The sequence below is a fragment of the Hathewaya massiliensis genome (assembly GCF_902143515.1).
Lineage (GTDB): Bacteria > Bacillota > Clostridia > Clostridiales > Clostridiaceae > Hathewaya > Hathewaya massiliensis.
The window spans coordinates 335,990-353,151 of sequence record NZ_CABFVD010000002.1; the positions used below are offsets into that span (position 1 = coordinate 335,990).

General features: G+C 28.8%; 14 protein-coding genes and 1 riboswitch. Of the genes, 11 read left to right on the plus strand and 3 right to left on the minus strand.

Going from position 1 to position 17,162, the window contains the following annotated elements; translation table 11 throughout:
• Positions 1-335: 335 nt before the first annotated feature.
• The 9 genes from FNZ64_RS06835 to FNZ64_RS06870 all read left to right on the plus strand — a co-directional run bounded on the left by FNZ64_RS06835 (position 336) and on the right by FNZ64_RS06870 (position 10,082).
• A complete protein-coding gene (locus tag FNZ64_RS06835; RefSeq protein WP_142414094.1) occupies positions 336-1,994 on the plus strand; it encodes a glutamine--tRNA ligase/YqeY domain fusion protein in 1,659 nt (552 codons plus the stop codon).
• A 324-nt stretch (positions 1,995-2,318) separates the two neighbouring features.
• A complete protein-coding gene (locus FNZ64_RS06840) occupies positions 2,319-3,341 on the plus strand; it encodes an LCP family protein (RefSeq protein ID WP_243129218.1) in 1,023 nt (340 codons plus the stop codon).
• A 20-nt stretch (positions 3,342-3,361) separates the two neighbouring features.
• A riboswitch (FMN riboswitch) is annotated at positions 3,362-3,480 on the plus strand.
• A 266-nt stretch (positions 3,481-3,746) separates the two neighbouring features.
• Positions 3,747-4,865 carry a bifunctional diaminohydroxyphosphoribosylaminopyrimidine deaminase/5-amino-6-(5-phosphoribosylamino)uracil reductase RibD gene (gene ribD, locus FNZ64_RS06845; RefSeq protein WP_279233262.1) on the plus strand — a complete coding sequence of 373 codons (1,119 nt, stop codon included), beginning with the start codon at positions 3,747-3,749 and terminating at the stop codon, positions 4,863-4,865.
• 126 nt (positions 4,866-4,991) lie between these two features.
• Positions 4,992-5,639 carry a riboflavin synthase gene (locus FNZ64_RS06850; protein WP_142414096.1) on the plus strand — a complete coding sequence of 216 codons (648 nt, stop codon included), beginning with the start codon at positions 4,992-4,994 and terminating at the stop codon, positions 5,637-5,639.
• 170 nt (positions 5,640-5,809) lie between these two features.
• Positions 5,810-7,012: a bifunctional 3,4-dihydroxy-2-butanone-4-phosphate synthase/GTP cyclohydrolase II gene (locus tag FNZ64_RS06855; RefSeq protein WP_142414140.1), complete on the plus strand. Its 1,203-nt coding sequence runs from the start codon at positions 5,810-5,812 to the stop codon at positions 7,010-7,012.
• Positions 7,013-7,066: 54 nt separating this feature from the next.
• Entirely contained in the window at positions 7,067-7,531 is a 465-nt protein-coding gene (gene ribH / locus FNZ64_RS06860; protein ID WP_142414097.1) for a 6,7-dimethyl-8-ribityllumazine synthase, read from the plus strand.
• Positions 7,532-7,582: 51 nt separating this feature from the next.
• Positions 7,583-7,744, plus strand: a complete 162-nt coding sequence (locus FNZ64_RS14660) for a hypothetical protein (protein WP_185903706.1) — start codon at positions 7,583-7,585, stop codon at positions 7,742-7,744.
• 479 nt (positions 7,745-8,223) lie between these two features.
• Positions 8,224-8,940: a M48 family metallopeptidase gene (locus FNZ64_RS06865; protein ID WP_142414098.1), complete on the plus strand. Its 717-nt coding sequence runs from the start codon at positions 8,224-8,226 to the stop codon at positions 8,938-8,940.
• A 137-nt stretch (positions 8,941-9,077) separates the two neighbouring features.
• Positions 9,078-10,082: a VCBS repeat-containing protein gene (locus tag FNZ64_RS06870; protein WP_142414099.1), complete on the plus strand. Its 1,005-nt coding sequence runs from the start codon at positions 9,078-9,080 to the stop codon at positions 10,080-10,082.
• Between the two features lie 197 nt (positions 10,083-10,279).
• Here the strand turns inward: FNZ64_RS06870 and FNZ64_RS06875 are convergent, their stop codons facing one another.
• On the minus strand, positions 10,280-10,780 hold the full coding sequence (locus FNZ64_RS06875; RefSeq protein ID WP_142414100.1) for a dihydrofolate reductase: 501 nt from the start codon (positions 10,778-10,780) through the stop codon (positions 10,280-10,282).
• 1 nt (position 10,781) lies between these two features.
• Positions 10,782-11,573: a thymidylate synthase gene (locus tag FNZ64_RS06880; protein WP_142414101.1), complete on the minus strand. Its 792-nt coding sequence runs from the start codon at positions 11,571-11,573 to the stop codon at positions 10,782-10,784.
• A gap of 278 nt (positions 11,574-11,851) precedes the next feature.
• Between FNZ64_RS06880 and FNZ64_RS06885 the strand changes: the two genes are divergently transcribed.
• Positions 11,852-12,874, plus strand: coding sequence for a ribonuclease H1 domain-containing protein (locus FNZ64_RS06885; RefSeq protein ID WP_243129219.1), 1,023 nt, complete (start codon positions 11,852-11,854; stop codon positions 12,872-12,874).
• A 122-nt stretch (positions 12,875-12,996) separates the two neighbouring features.
• Here FNZ64_RS06885 and FNZ64_RS06890 read toward each other — a convergent pair whose 3' ends face one another.
• Positions 12,997-14,685 carry a PAS domain-containing sensor histidine kinase gene (locus FNZ64_RS06890; protein ID WP_142414102.1) on the minus strand — a complete coding sequence of 563 codons (1,689 nt, stop codon included), beginning with the start codon at positions 14,683-14,685 and terminating at the stop codon, positions 12,997-12,999.
• A gap of 232 nt (positions 14,686-14,917) precedes the next feature.
• On the opposite strand from FNZ64_RS06890, the gene FNZ64_RS06895 reads away from it, so the two are divergent.
• Positions 14,918-17,014, plus strand: a complete 2,097-nt coding sequence (locus tag FNZ64_RS06895; RefSeq protein WP_142414103.1) for a methyl-accepting chemotaxis protein — start codon at positions 14,918-14,920, stop codon at positions 17,012-17,014.
• Positions 17,015-17,162 lie beyond the last annotated feature (148 nt).

A 17,162-nucleotide genomic window follows, 5' to 3' on the forward strand; every position in this document is an offset into this window, starting at 1 on the left:
ATCATAAGGTAGGCCTGTAAAATACTAAATGAATCTAGACAGTTTTAATATAACATTATAATATGGTATAAGCAATACAAATACAGTGTTTAAAGTAGTATAAAACTTAAGTTAATTTAGTATTATAGATAATAAGATAAATATTTGATATAATAAATATGTTAATTTTTAAATATATATAATTTTTACTGTAAAGAATACGATAAATATTAAATACAATAATAAAATATGTAATTTGTGATTATGGAAGATATTAGATAAAATATTATTTAATAAAAAATTACAAACTTTGATTAGTGACCAATACAATAGTAGATCAGAAAGAAGGGTGAAGTATGGAGAACGTGACTAGTTCATCTAATTTTATTAAGAACATAGTAAAAGAAGATTTAGCATCAGGAAAACATAAGGATATATTAACAAGGTTTCCTCCAGAACCAAATGGATATTTACATATAGGTCATGCGAAATCTATTGTTTTAAATTTTGAACTTGCAAAAGAATTTAATGGTAAGACAAATTTAAGATTTGATGATACAAATCCAATTAAAGAGGATACAGAATATGTAGAGGCTATAAAAGAGGATGTAAAATGGCTTGGTTATCAATGGAATGAATTACATTTTGCCTCTAACTATTTTGATACAATGTATGAAAAGGCAATTATTTTAATTAAAAAGGGAAAGGCATATGTATGTGACCTTACACCAGAAGAAATAAAAGAATATAGAGGTACTTTAACCCAGCCTGGAAAAGAGAGTCCTTATAGAAATAGAAGTATAGAAGAAAATCTAGATTTATTTGAAAGAATGGCTAAAGGTGAATTTGAAGATGGCTCAAAGGTATTAAGAGCTAAAATAGATATGTCCTCTCCAAATATAAATATGAGAGATCCTATAATATATAGAATAGCACATGCTGAGCATCACAATACAGGAAATAAGTGGTGTATATATCCAATGTATGATTATGCACATCCACTAGAAGATGCTATAGAAGGAATAACTCATTCTATATGTTCCCTTGAATTTGAAGATCATAGACCACTTTATGATTGGGTAGTTAGAGAATGTGAAATGGAAAAAGTGCCACAACAAATAGAATTTGCAAGATTGAATATGACAAATACCGTAATGAGTAAGAGAAAACTAAAATTATTAGTAGATAACAATATAGTAGATGGTTGGGATGATCCACGTATGCCTACTATATCAGGATTAAGAAGGAAAGGCTATACTCCTGAATCCATTAAAAATTTCTGCAGAGAAATAGGGGTTGCTAAAAATAATAGTATAGTTGATTCTCAAATGCTTGAGCACTTCATAAGAGAAGATTTAAACTCAAAAGCGCCAAGAACTATGGCTGTTTTAAAACCTTTAAAGGTAGTTATAACAAACTATCCTGAGGATGAAGTGGAAATGTTAGAACTTGAAAATAATCCAGATGATGAGTCTATGGGCAAAAGACTAGTTCCATTTTCAAGAGAAATATTTATAGAGGAAGAGGACTTTATGGAAGAACCTCCTAAAAAGTACTTTAGATTATTTAAAGGTAACGAAGTAAGACTAAAAGGTGCATACTTTATAAAATGTAATGATTTTATAAAAGATGAAAATGGAAAAGTTATAGAAATTCATTGTACCTATGATCCAGAGACAAAAAGTGGAACCGGATTTACAGGAAGAAAAGTTAAGGGAACAATTCATTGGGTAAATGCAAAAGATGCAGTTCCAGCAGAATTTAGATTATATGAGCCATTAATTTTAGATGAAGAAAAAGAGGGGGATAATTTCCTAGAAGCTATAAATCCAAACTCCCTACAAATATTAAATGGATATATTGAAGAGAATATGAAAGATGTTAAGCCGGGAGACAAATTCCAATTCTTTAGACATGGATACTTTAATGTAGATCCTAAAAATTCTAAAGAAGATAAAGTTGTGTTTAACAGAATAGTTTCTCTAAAGAGTTCATTTAAAATAGATAATAAATAATTAGTGATTACTATAAAATTAGGATTTAAAGTAGTACTTATTTAGTACTACTTTAAATCATTTTATTAGATAATCGTAGTTACTAATTTGTAAACCTTTATATGTATATAAGAGTTATAATATATATATACAAAAGAAATAAGTAAGGAAGAGATATTCCATATTTTAAGTTGTGGTAACTATAATATATGTATATGAAATATCATAAATGTAAATTTATTAAAAATACTGTATTTAGTTATTGAAAAACATATATTTTTTAAGTAATATTAATAAGGAAAGTTAACTTAAAAGTTAAGAACTACTGGAATAGGAGATGAAAGCATGGCAAGGCAAACAAGAAGGCAGCAGATGATTCAAAAGAAAAGAAAAAAAAGGAAGGCATTAATAGTTGTAACTTCACTTATTGCTGTATTACTAGTATCTGCAGTGGTAGCCTTTGGGTACATATGGAACAAACTGAATTCTGTAAAGAAACAAGAAATAAACAATGTAGAAATTACAGAAGAAGGCAAAAAAATAAAGGAAAAGCATAAAGATAAAAACATTACTAATATAGCTTTATTTGGACTTGATAGTAGAGAAGTAGATGGAAAAGATGATCCAAGATCTGACTCTATAATGGTTGTAACTATAGATAAAGAGAGAAATAAAATAAAGATATCCTCAATTATAAGAGATACTTATGTAGATATAAAAGGAAGAGGCATGGATAAGATAAATCATGCATATCACTTTGGAGGGCCAGAGCTTGCAGTAGGAACTATAAATAAAAACTTTGGACTAGCTATTGAGGACTTTGCATCTATAAATTTTTATGGACTAAGAAAAGTAATTGATACTATTGGTGGTATAGAAACAAATATTACTAGTGAAGAATTAAAATACATAAACGGATACATAAGAGATATAGCCAAAATAGAAAAAATAGAACCAACTCCAGTGACTAAAACAGGAAAACAAACTTTAAATGGATTACAAGCAGTAGCATATTGTAGAATAAGATATACATCAGGTGGAGACGAAAGAAGAGCTGAGAGACAAAGATATGTACTTTCTCAAATGCTCAAAAAAGCTCAAAAGATTAGTCCTACAAAATATGCAGGATTAATAACAGAGATGCTTCCAAATGTGAAAACATCCTTAAGTTCTTCTGAAATATTAAGTTTAGGTATGGATGTTATGAAATTAGATATAGGAAATTTAGAACAGCAACAATTCCCATTAAAAGGTAAATGCGAAGGAAAAAAGATTAATAATATTTATTATAATATATGTGATTTAGATGAGGCTAAAAATGATATCCAAAAGTATATTTATGAAGATATAAAACCAAAGTCTAACTAAATTTAAAAACTAAATATAAAATATTACTTCAGGGTGGTGTGAAATTCCCAACCGGCGGTATAGCCCGCGAGCCAAATTATTTGGCAGATTCGGTGAAACTCCGAGGCCGACAGTAAAGTCTGGATGGAAGAAGGAAATAGAATTATGTTTATAATCTTATTTAATAAACAGAAAATTAACTTATGCAAATTTTTATTGTAAATTTACAATAATTAATTTAAATGAGTTTTGTTGCGAAGTTTATGATTAGGTGAACATAAGATTTTAATATGCTAAAAAGCCCTGAATTTGATTCAGGGCTTTTTTAGCATTTAAATAAAAGTCTGTGATAGAGAGAAATGTCAACAAAATCTTTGATAAAGGCAAATAAAAATAAGTAGATTTATTGGAATGGGGAGTGAAGCTTTGAAGGGAGAAAGCAATAAAAAAAGTAAGGATGAATTTTATATGGAAAGGGTCATAGCTTTAGCGAATAAAGGAAGGGGATGTACAAATCCTAATCCTTTAGTTGGGGCTATCATAGTGAAAAATAATAAAATTTTAGGAAAAGGCTACCATAAGTATTATGGAAGTTATCATGCTGAAATAGAAGCTTTTAAAGATGCAGAACTTAAAGGAGAGGATGTAGAGGGAGCTACTTTGTATGTTAATTTAGAGCCATGTTCTCATTATGGTAAAACCCCTCCTTGTGCAAAGGCTATTATAGAGAAAAAAATAAAAAAAGTGGTTGTAGGTATAAAAGATCCTAACCCTATAGTTAGTGGAAGAGGAATAAGGTTTCTAGAGGAAAATGGAATAGAAGTAAAGGTGGGAGTTTTAGGAGATAGGTGTACTGAACTAAATAAAATATTTGTAAAACATATAACTACAGGACTTCCTTATGTGATTTTAAAATGGGCTATGACCTTAGATGGCAAAATAGCAACAAGTAATGGGGATTCAAAGTGGATAACAGGGGAAGACAGTAGAACTTATGTGCATAAATTAAGGAGTTCAGTTTCAGGCATAATGGTAGGAGTAAATACGGTTATAAAAGATGATCCATCATTAAATGTAAGACTTTGTAGTGGAAAGAGCCCAATTCCTATAATTCTAGATACACATTGTAGAATTCCGCTACATAGTAAGGTTTTAAATGGTGAGGTAAAACCCATAATTTATACCTCTGAAAAGGCTGAAAGTGATAAGGTAAGCGTTTTACAAGCTATGGGAGTCGATGTAATTGTAGGACCTATTAAAAATGGCAAAATGGATACAGAATTTTTAATGAAAAGTCTAGGAAGTATGAATATAAATAGCATATTGATTGAAGGGGGTGGTGAGGTTGCATATTCCTTCCTAGAAGGTAAGTTAGTAGATGAAGTTCTTGCATTTATTTCACCTAAAATAATAGGTGGGATTAATAGTAAAACACCAGTAGGAGGAGGTGGGATAGAGTTTATAAAGGACTGCATAAACTTAGAAAGTTTAAAGATAAGAAAGTTTGAAAAAGATATTCTTATTAGAGGAAAAATTCAAAAGTAGGAGACTTAAGACAAATCTAAAAAATATATCTTAATATATATTTAAAAATTTAGTTTTAAATAGGGGTTTTAAATATATATCAAGATAAATAAAAACAAATAAAAATAAATAAAAGAAGGGGAGAATATGTTTACAGGAATAGTAGAAGAGGTGGGAGAAGTTTGTGCAATTAATAAGGGGGGAAAGAGTTGTTCCTTAAAGATAAAAGCTAAAAAGATTTTAGAAGATATGGAAATAGGACATAGTATTTGCACTAATGGGGTGTGCCTTACGGTAACTTCTTTTCATAGGGGACAGTTTACCTTAGACGTAACTCCAGAGACAATGGAGAGGACAAATTTAAAGGAACTTTCCATAGGAGACTTAGTAAATCTTGAGAGGGCTTTGAGTTTAAATTCTAGGTTAGGTGGACATATAGTTTTAGGACATGTTGATGGTATTGGAATTATAGAAAGTATGAGAAAGGAAGAAAACGGATTATTTATAAAAATTAAAGTTCCGTCTAATATTTTAAAATATGTAGTGGAAAAAGGTTCAATTACTATAGATGGCATAAGTCTAACTGTAGTAAGTCTAGATAATAAATCCTTTACTGTATGTATAATACCTCATACAAAAGAAGAGACAACTTTAATTCATAAGAAAACTGGAGATAGTATCAATTTAGAATCAGATATTATGGCTAAATATATTGAGAAAATTTTATTAAAGGAACCTAAGGAAGAAGAGTCAGAAGTTAATTTAGATTTTTTAAGTAAGTATGGCTTTATATGATGACTATTGTATATAGTACTCCTATCTTTTAGTGGTGGGATAAAATAGTGGTCACGTAACTAAATATTAATTTAAGCATTGGATATTGAACCTAGAAATAATTTAAAACAACTTAAAAGGGGGTGTACTTTAGCTATAAGTTTATAGAACTTTTAGCTAAAGATTTAAATATGTTTAATACTATTGAAGAGGCGATACAAGATATTAAAGAGGGAAAAATGGTTGTTATAATAGATGATGAAAATAGAGAAAATGAGGGAGATATAGTTGTAGCAGCTGAAAAACTGACTTCAGAACATATTAATTTTATGGTGAAAAATGCAAGAGGGTTAGTTTGTATGCCTATGAGCCAATATTATATAGAAAAACTAAAATTAGAACCTATGGTATATAAAAATACGGATAATCATGAAACAGCTTTTACAGTATCTATAGATTATAGAGAAACTACTACAGGAATTTCAGCTTTTGAAAGGGCTCTAACAGTACAAAAAGTTTTACAAAACAATATAACACCAGAGGATTTTAGAAGACCAGGACATATGTTTCCACTTAAAGCTAGAGAGGGTGGCGTGCTAGTTAGACAAGGACACACAGAGGCAGCGGTAGATCTTGCAAGAATGGCAGGATTGAAAGAAGCAGGGGTTATATGTGAAATTATGAATGAAGATGGAACCATGGCAAGAACTCCAGAGTTAAAAAAGTTTGTAAAAGAACATGGTTTAAAAATAATTACCATAGAAGATTTAATAAAATATAGAATAAAAAATGAAAAAATTATAGAAGCAGCTTCACAGGCAGAACTTCCTACAAAATATGGTGATTTTAAAATTGTAGCTTATGTAAATAAAATTAATGGAGAACATCATATAGCTTTAGTTAAAGGTGAGGTTAAGGGAGAAGAGCCTATATTGGTTAGAGTTCATTCTGAATGTTTAACAGGAGATGTATTTGGTTCTTTAAGATGTGACTGCGGAGAGCAACTATCAAAAGCTATGGAAGCAATAGAGAGGGAAGGAAGAGGGATTATTTTATATATGAGACAAGAAGGGAGAGGCATAGGGCTTGTAAACAAAGTAAAAGCTTATAAACTTCAAGACAAGGGTATGGATACCGTAGAGGCAAACTTAGCCTTAGGATTTCCAGAAGATTTAAGAGATTATGGCATAAGTGCACAAATTTTAAAAGACCTTGGGGTTAAAAATATAAAACTTATGACTAATAATCCTAAAAAAATAAGTGGCATAGAAGAGTATGGAGTTAAGGCGGTAGAAAGAGTTCCAATTGAGATGAATCAAAATGAAAAAAATATTTATTATTTAAAAACTAAAAAAGAAAAAATGGGTCATTTATTACATTTAGAAGCAAAATAAATAGGTTTTTTGTTTTAGTATAGATTTAAAATCTTAAAAAATGGGGGTATTAATATGATATATGAAGGAAAATTAACTGGACAAGGCTTGAGGTTTGCTATAGTAATTAGCAGATTTAATGAGTTTATAGGAGGAAAATTATTATCTGGATCTTTAGATGCTTTAAGTAGACATGGAGTTGAGCAAGAAAACATAGATATTGCATGGGTGCCAGGGGCTTTTGAAATTCCACTTATAGCTAAAAAGCTTGCAAAGAGTAAAAAGTATGATGGGGTTATATGCCTAGGAGCAGTAATTAGAGGTGCAACAACACATTTTGAATATGTAAGTTCAGAGGTATCAAAAGGAATTTCTAAAGTTAGCTTAGATGAAGAAGTTCCAGTAATATTTGGAGTATTAACTACAGAAAATATTGAACAAGCTATAGAAAGAGCTGGAACTAAGGCAGGAAACAAAGGATACGAAGCTGCTGTAACAGCTATTGAGATGGCAAATTTAATAAAAGATAACAATCTATAATAAGATTTTATTTAAGATAAATGGAAACAATATTATCAGAGGGGTGATAATATGAAGAACTCAAATGAAAAATTCAGTAATATGAAGAAGGTAGGGAATTTTACAAAAAATGCAGTAGAATCCTTTGAAAATAATATTATTAACCAAACTAATTATCTAGAAAAAGTAAAAAAAGAAGAGGAAAAGTCTAAAGATAATAATATATATTCTTAATATAAACAGAGTTTTTGCCTTTAGAGAGAGTTTTTACTCTCTCTAAAACTTATTAACAGAGTTCTTACGGGGTTCACTCCTTAGAAGTTGTTATCCTTTAGGTGAAATCCTTATGCAGGGATGTTGTGGCTCTTTTCTCTTACTTTGAAGAAAAGCAGAGAGTCCCAATCTTCGATTTGCTAGGAAGTGCTTTCATAGAATGCCATGGAAGTATTAAAGGGGATAGTCATGGATAAGAAATCATATAACTTAGGATGAGATGTGAAAATATCCTAAGTTATTTTTTATTAAATTTTAAAACTTTATAAATATACAAGGAGCCAACTTTATCTTATGTATTAAGATTATTGTAATAAAGTAAAATTTTATTCAGACCGAAATTTCTGTTATGATATTTATATAAGGCTGTTTACATGAAAATATTAATATAGAAGTTAATTCATCTTAGTAAAATAGACTAATAGTTAAGAGGGGGATTTATGGAATTTGATTATACATATAGCAAGGGTATAGCTAAGGTAAAAGTAGAGTTTAGAGAGAGGAAAACACTTAAATTAAGTATAAAAGATTCTGATACCATAGAAGTGGTTTCTCCAAAATTTTTAAAGGATGAACAGAAGATAAGAGAAGTAATTGATGAAAAACGTATATGGATTGAAAAGCAGTTAGATTTTTATAAAGAAAACTTAGAAGAATATATAAATAGAGAATATAAAACTGGGGAGAAATTTTTGTATCTTGGGGATGAGTACTCTTTAATTGTGGAAAAGAATCCGAAGCTCTGCAGGGTAGAGGTGGATAATAAAAATAAAAAGCTCTATGTTACAAGTCCAAACATTGAAGGTGAGTATATAAAAAGGTTACTTGTGAATTTTTATAAGGAGCAAACTACTAAAGAAGTTCGACAAGCAATAAAGAAATTTCAGACCTATTTTTCAATGAAGCCTATAGAAGTTGTAGTGAAGGATCAAAAGAGTAGATGGGGGAGTTGCACATATAAAAATAAAATCCTATTTAATTTTAGAATATCTATGGCAGATCGTGAAGTAATAGAATATGTGGTGATTCATGAGATGTGTCATATGGTACATAAAAATCATTCAAAGGACTTTTGGGATTTAGTTAAGCATATAATGCCAGACTATAAATCTAAGGATTCTTGGCTTAAAAAGAATGGACTTAAGATGAATATATAAGTATATATAAGACCTTTGGCAATGAATATGAAGGTAAGTAGTTTAAAGAAAATGGACTTAAGATGAATATATAAATAAGTACAATTTTAAGTGGCAAGCATAGTATATAGTGAATGTGAAGTTTTAGGAGGAAATCGATGTATATAAATATTCCTATAATTTTTAAAAGAACTTTTACAGTAGGAGACATTCCTTATAGAAATGTCCAGCCACCTAAGAGTATATATGAGAATAATAAAGATGAACAAATGAAGGGGTATAATTTTTGTGAAGAACATAACCAATATGAAAATATAAAGGATTATAATCTTTATGAAGAATATAATCAATGTGAAAAGATTAAGGGGTATAGTCTTTGTGAAGAGGATAATAAAGAGGATAAATACAGTGATTACTATAAGAGAGCTGAAAAGCAGCCTGTACCTCAAAAGGTTATAGATAATTATGAGATCTTAGACTTTAAAAAAGGAGATGTTACAGGAGATGGTGTTCCTGATAATGTATATCTATTAGGAAAAGGTGTAAAGGGATCACCTAATTTTAAAGAAGATATTAGAGTTTTGGTGGAAGATGGAAAGACTAAGAAAACCTACTATATGGATATGAAAAGCAATGCAGGATATGAAGCTAATTTATTTTTAGCTGATTTTACAGGAGACGGGAAAGAAGATATCTTAGTTAGCATAGCTTCAGGAGGAAGCGGGGGATTTTATTTCTACTATATGTTTACCTTTAGAAATGGAAATTTCGTTAAAATTTTCGATTATGAAGATTTTAGTCAAAATCAAAAATATGAGGCAATTTATAGAAATAATTATAGGGTAGAAATTATAAGTGAAGATGGCAAGGAAAGGTATAGTATAGATATAAGCCACAGAAATAGAGAATATTTAGATCAATTTTACGATAAAAATGGAAATCTTATAAAGCCAGCAAAAGGAGATGTTTCAGGGTTAAATACATTATTTCCTATATACCCAACCTTTGGTCTTAAAAGTAAGTTTGGACTCCTTACCTTGCAAAGAATTACAGGAACATATAGTGCAGATGGACTTGGGTATCTACAAACTTATGTGAATTATGAGGATGATATGTTTAAAAAGGTATATTCACAGGTGGCAATAAATGAAATAGGAAAATAGAACAAATGAACAAAATAAACAAAGTAAACGATATAAACAAAACAAACAAGATAAACAAAATAAACAAAATAAAAAATATGAAAATAAATGGATTACTAAGTAAATTAGCAATCCATTTATTTTTATAGATAAGATATTTATTAAAATATCTTATCTAGGTTCTAAGTTTAAGGCTTTATGAACTTTATAATTAAGCCCTATTCCTCTGCTATTTTGCGATTGTAAGTTAGATAATCGTAGTCATAAGGATTTTCTTCATTTTGAAGACCTTTTTTAGATTCTATAAGCTCCCAACAACTTTCATCGTATTCAGGGAAAAAAGTATCTCCTTTAAAGGTTTCATATATTCTAGTTATATATAGCTTTGAGCTATAAGGAAGTAGAAGGGAATATATAACTCCTCCACCAACTACAAAATGTTCTTCTTCATCTGTTATATAAGGAGCCAATTCTGTTACATCATTAATAATTTTTACATTTTCATTGTCTACCTTATAGTCTTCATCCCTTGTTAAAATAATGTGTTCTCTTCCGGGTAGTATTCCAGGAAGGGATTCAAAAGTATTTTTCCCCATAATAAGTTTTTTTCCCATAGTAATGTTTTTAAATCTTTTTAAGTCTTCGGGAATGTGCCAAATTAGCTTATTGTCTTTTCCTATTACGTTGTTATTTGCAATAGCAACAATTATAGATAACATATTAAATAGCAACCTCCATAGAAATTTTTCCGTGATTTTTATATTCAATTAATTTTATGTCCTCTGATTTGAAATCGTAGAAGTTCTTAACCTCTGGATTTATCCAAAGTTTTGGAGCATCATATTGTTCATCTTTTTTACTTAGTTGAAGTTTTATACCTTCTAGGTGATTTTCATAGATATGAGCGTTATTCATTACATGAGTAAATAAGCCTGGCTTTAAGCCTGTAACCTGTGCAACCAAGTGTACAAGAACTGCATATTGAGTCATGTTAAATGGAACACCTAAGCAAAAATCAGCACTTCTTTGTACAAGCATACAATTTAATCTTCCATCTGAAACATCCCACATAGTAAGAAATGCACATGGTGGAAGAGCACCTGTATTAATATGAGGAATTTGCCATAGGTTTATCATCATTCTTCTATCTTGTGGATTTGTTTTTAGAGTTTCTATTAATTTATCTATTTGGTCATATTTTTTTACAACCCATCCATAAGCTGTTCCAATAGTTCCATCATCTAAAGTCCATTCATCCCATATATGAACATTTTCTTCATGTAATTTTTTAACATCGTTAGATTGATCTCTATATATCCATAAAAGTTCTTTTACAGCGGTTTTAAATGCTACAAATTTAGTTGTTAATATTGGAAATTCTTTTTCTAAATCAAATTGCATTATTTTGTGAGGCAATTTGTATGTAGCAATACCTGTTCTATTTTGATCGTAATATCCATTATGGATTATATTTTCAGCTATTTCAAGATATTGCTTGTCTGCTATACTCATTTTATTCACTCCTTGAAATTATTTGTATAAGGTTTATATAAATTATATTATAATAAGAGCATAAAGTAAAAATAAAAATTATGTATAAGGACTATTTTTTGTATATTACTTTTTATTTTAAGCATATGTTGGAGTAAAGCGTTGGTATGAGAGTCAATTCATCACTGACTTGCTACATTAAGAATTTTTATTATTTCTTCCGTAAATATCACTAAAGTTTTAAAACTCGCTATGCTCAAATATTAAAACTTTTTAACGTAATATTTACTACAGAAATAATGAAATTTTATAAGTATGAAAGATTATTTGGAAAGGGTGTAGAAATGGGTAAAAAAGTATATGCTATAAAAGAAGGTTTTGATTTTAAAAAAGGTGAAAGAGTTCAAAATAAAATAGTTATGGACTGGAATAGTTGTCTAGGGTTAGTTAAGGGTGTTAAGGGTGCTAAGTATAAAAGTTTCCAGAGTCTAGATGAGGCTAAAGAGTATTTAAAAGATGATAAGAAGCTTCTTATAAAAGGGGTAGATTTTTATCCGGAAGATTGTATGCATATATATGTAGATGGTAGTTATAATACTTCAACAAAAAAATATTCCTATGGGCTAGTAGCAGTAGAAAATAATATAATTAAATATATGGAAAATGGAGTTGCAGAGGATAGTTCAGAAAGTAGATTAAGGCAAATCTTAGGTGAATTAAAAGGAGCTTTAAGAGCCTATGAATATGCAATTAAAAGTGGAAAAAGTAAAATAGTAATTTTTCATGACTATGAAGGAATTTTTCATCATGCCATAGGAACTTGGGATAGAAAAGACTCCTCTTCAAAAGATTATCATGAAAAGTTTAATAATTATAGGGAAGAAAATAATTTGGAAGTTATTTTTGTTAAGGTAGATAGTCATACAGGAGATTTATTTAATGAGATTACAGATAACTATGCAAAAGTGGCAGCAGGATTAGAACTTACCAGTGCAGTAGATAAACTATTAAAGACAGAGAAATTAGTAGTAGAGAATATAAATTTAAAGGATGAAGTTTCAAAGGTATTAAAGAAAAAAGACTTTATACATAATATTATGGTTTATGGAGCTACAATAGAAAAGTGCAGTACTAAAGAGATCGTGGGTAGAGAACTTCATGAGGATAATTTTTATAAGGAAATAAGCAATGAAAATCAGGAAAGTATAAAACGCAGAATAGAAAAGCTTAAAAGTAAAGAGCTTAAAGATGATAAAATAAAATATTTAAAGTCTTTAAAAAAAGATGAGCTTATAGGAATTATTTTAGATATTACAAATTAATAGGGCAAATAGTCATGGGATAAAGAAAATTAAAATTTGAGAATTGAAAATATAAAATTAACAATTCTCAAATTTTAATCTTAGTTGAAATCATATATATAGATGTATATACATAAATAATTTTATATATATATATCTGAAAGTTCAATTTTAAATTTTTCAATTTTATCATCTAAAAGCAATGGATTAGAAACATCATCTATAGAAATGTTATCTTGAACATTATTATATTCAAGGTTTTTGCAAGGAAGTTTTATTGTGAATTTACTTCCCTTTCCTGCTTTGCTCTTTAAAAATATTTCCCCGCCGTGCATGGCAACGAGAGAGTTTACTAGACTAAGACCTATACCACTTCCTTCTTTTTCTCCTTTTAATTTTTTATCTGTTTGGATAAACCTTTGAAATATAGTATTTATCTTTTCTTTAGGGACTCCTATACCAGTATCTTTTACACTGATTAATACATGATCTTGTTTATCTTTAATTTTTACTAATATACCTCCTTTTTCAGTGAACTTTGCGGAATTAGAGATAAGATTTAAAATAATCCTTTCTATTTTATCAGGGTCACAAAATATAAGCTTTTCTTCCACATCAGTATCAAATATTAAAGATAATCCTTTGCTTTCTACAAATTCAGCTACGGATAAAGTTATATTCTCAACTACACTAACTATATTGCATTTAACTAATTCAAGTTTATAATATCCGGAGTCTATTTTAGTTGAATCTATTAAATTATTTATTAACCTCATAAGTCTAAAACAATTTTGTTTTATAGTATCCATTCTTTTATATAACTTGCTATTTTCATTAAAAGATTCGCATTCTTTTGTAAGTTCAAGATTTAAAAGTTGAAGGGCAGAATACATAACATTAATTGGGGTTCTAAGTTCATGAGATATATTAGCGAAAAATTCGGTCCTTAATTTATCATAGGCTAGAGTTTCATCTATAAGCTTATCTTTTTCCTCAATTTTTTTTGAAAGGTCTTTTGCATTCATCTCATTTGTTATATCTCTTGTAACAACTATTTTACTTTGATCATCTTTATATGCAAAGTCTGTAATTATGGTTTCTAATTCTATGATTTTATTATCTTTTTTTCTTATAAATTTTTCTTTAGTTAAAGGAAGAAATCCATTATTTATGTTAGGGATGGTTTTTGTATAAAAATCCGCTTCATAATCTGGATGTGGAATTACAAAATCTAAAATATTTTTATGTAAAATTGATTCTTGATCTTCACATTTAAAATATTTTAATCCAATGTCATTACAATATAAGATATTTTCATGTTTTATTATATATACCCCATAGGGCATAAGATCAACTAGTTTCCTAAATTTTTCCTCGCTTTCATTTAGCTTCTTTTCGTATTGAACTTGTTTTTCTATATCCCGTAGAGAAAACATTACTCCACAAATTCTTTCGTTACTATCAAAAATACATTTGTATAGTCCTTCCAGCCAAACAAAGTCATCATTTTTATTTTTAAATAAGAGTCTTATATTTTTTTCTTTATTGTGTATAAGCATATCTTTAAATTCTTTTTTAAATATTTTTATATAGTTCTCATGAATAAATTGAAAAATGCATTTCCCCATAAGTTCCTCTAACTCATATCCTAGAACTTTAGTACATGAAGGGGTTAAATATGTCATATATCCATCAATAGTAGTAATACAAAGAATATCTGCACAGTTATTTAAAGCATTTAGCATGATACTATATTTTTCTAAGAGTTCATTTGAATTTATATTCTCTCCACACTTCAGAACTTCAGTTTTATTACAATTTAATACATTCACAAAAAGGCCTCCCCTTAGAAATTTTGTTGGAAATAAATACTAAAGAATATATTCTACAAGTATTTATAAAATCCTTCTAAAAAAAAGAAAATGATGTATCTTTATACAACATTTTAAACAAATAATAATTTATATTAAATAATATTATACAAGAATAAAGTCTAAAACCTATAAAGAATAGGAAAAAGACTCGATAATAATATATAAAAATAAATAAGGAAAGAGGGATTAGATGAAAAAGCAGGCACATAAGATAAGAGTTAGGAGTGTAAAGTTTAAGATAGTAGCTATATTATCTATTTTAATAACCATGTCTTTAGGGTTTATAGGAACTATAGTATACAACTATGTAAAAAATCAGACTTACGACACCTATAAAAATACGATTTCTGAACAGATTTTACAGATGGATAGAACCTTAAGTAATTATACTGATAACATAAAAGAGAATATAAGTATGCTAGCTAATGATTCTCAAGTTAAATCCATAGATAAAAATATTACGGAATATATAAATAAAAAGGGCATTAATGGCAAAGTACCAATGGAACCTATGAAGTCTAATAATTTTGAGAAGTCTTTGTATGTAGACCTTAAAAATTTCACTGAATCTCATCCACAAATTTCAGCTACATTTGTAGGCGCTGAGGAAAATGGGGGATATCTTCAGTATCCTGCAGCGGATAGAAAGGAAGGATATGATTCTAGAACAAGGGATTGGTATTCATCTGCAAAGGAGAAAAAGGGAGAAGTTATTTATTCAGATGTATATAAAAACTCTAATAATGAAATGGTTATATCCTGCAGTACCTTTATAAAAAATGATTCGGAAAAGTTTAAAGGGGTACTTGGCTTTGATATGAGTCTTGAAGATATTCAAAATATGACAAAACAAATTAAGTTAGGACAAGAAGGGTATTTAATATTACTAGATAAGAATGGAACTATATTAGCTCATCCTAAAAGTTCCGACCTAGCACTTAAAAATATTAAAGATTTAAATATAAATAATTTAAAAGATATAGCTTCTTTTCCAAAGGATGGCTTTGAATCAAAATTACAAAATGGAGAAACTTATGTAGTAAAATTAATTGAAGGTAGTGACAAAAACTTAGGGTGGAAATATGTAACCCTAGTACCTAAACATGAATTTTATGATAGTGCAAATAGAATCAAAAATCTAATATTAATTGTGGTTATAATCTCAATTATAGTTGCTATGATTATAGGATTTTTGGTATCGGCAAGGATTACAAAACCTATAGAGTATACTCAAAAATATTTAAAAGCCTTGGGTGATGGAGATTTTACACAGGATATAGATAATAAATATTTAAATTTAAAAGATGAAGTTGGAGATATAATTAAGTGCTCCAAGGTTATGCAAGATTCTATAAGGGGTATTTTAAGTAATATTAAGGAAGAGTCAGTTAATATTGAAGAAGAGGCAGAAAGACTAGCCTCATCCTCAGAAGAAATGGTGGCATCTTCAAAAGAGGTATCTGATGCTATAGAGGATACCTCAAAGGGAGCAAGTAATCAGGCAGAGAGACTAGCTGATATTAGTAATGTTTTAAATGAATTTAATGAGAAAATAAACAAAATAATAGTGTCTGTAGAAGATGTATATGAAAACACTAACAAAATAGATTCTATGACAAAAGAAAATAATAAAGATATGCAAGAAATGATAAACTTTATGAAAGATCTTAAAGAAACTTTTAACGATTTTAACTTAGTTATAAAGAACTTAGGAGTTAGGGTAAAAGAAGCCACTGAAATAATTTATATGATAGATGGAATTTCAGAGCAAACTAACTTATTAGCATTAAATGCAGCTATTGAAGCAGCGAGAGTTGGAGAAGCAGGAAGAGGATTTGCTGTAGTTGCAGATGAGGTAAGAAAATTATCTGAGCAAAGTAAAGATTCTTCTGATAGTATAAAAGAAATATTACTTCAAATTGAGAAGGATTCCGATAAAATTATTGATGGCTCAGAATATATAAACAATGAATTTAGTAAACAACAAGAGATAGTAGAAAAAACATTAACATCATTTAACTCAATATCAATTTCTATAGTAGATATAATTCCTAAGATTAACGAGGTAAACGATTACTCTAAAGCTATGGAAACAGAAAAAAATATTATATTAAATAGTGTGGAAGAAGTGTCTGCTGTATCAGAAGAGGTATCAGCAGCATCAGAGGAGATTTCAGCATCTACCTATAATATGACTGAAACTTCTAAGGGAGTTGCTGATTCAGCTGAACAATTAAATAATATGTCAGTAAAAATGCTAGATAGTATAAATAAATTTAAGTTATAAGGGTTTTTACTATATTTAAATGATACAATATTTAAATATAAGAATTCTAATAAAAAATAACAGTTAAACAAAATTTTAAGCTTCAGAGGGAGTTTCTATGCCCCCTGAAGCTTAAAATTTTTAAAATAACTATGGATAATGTCTATAG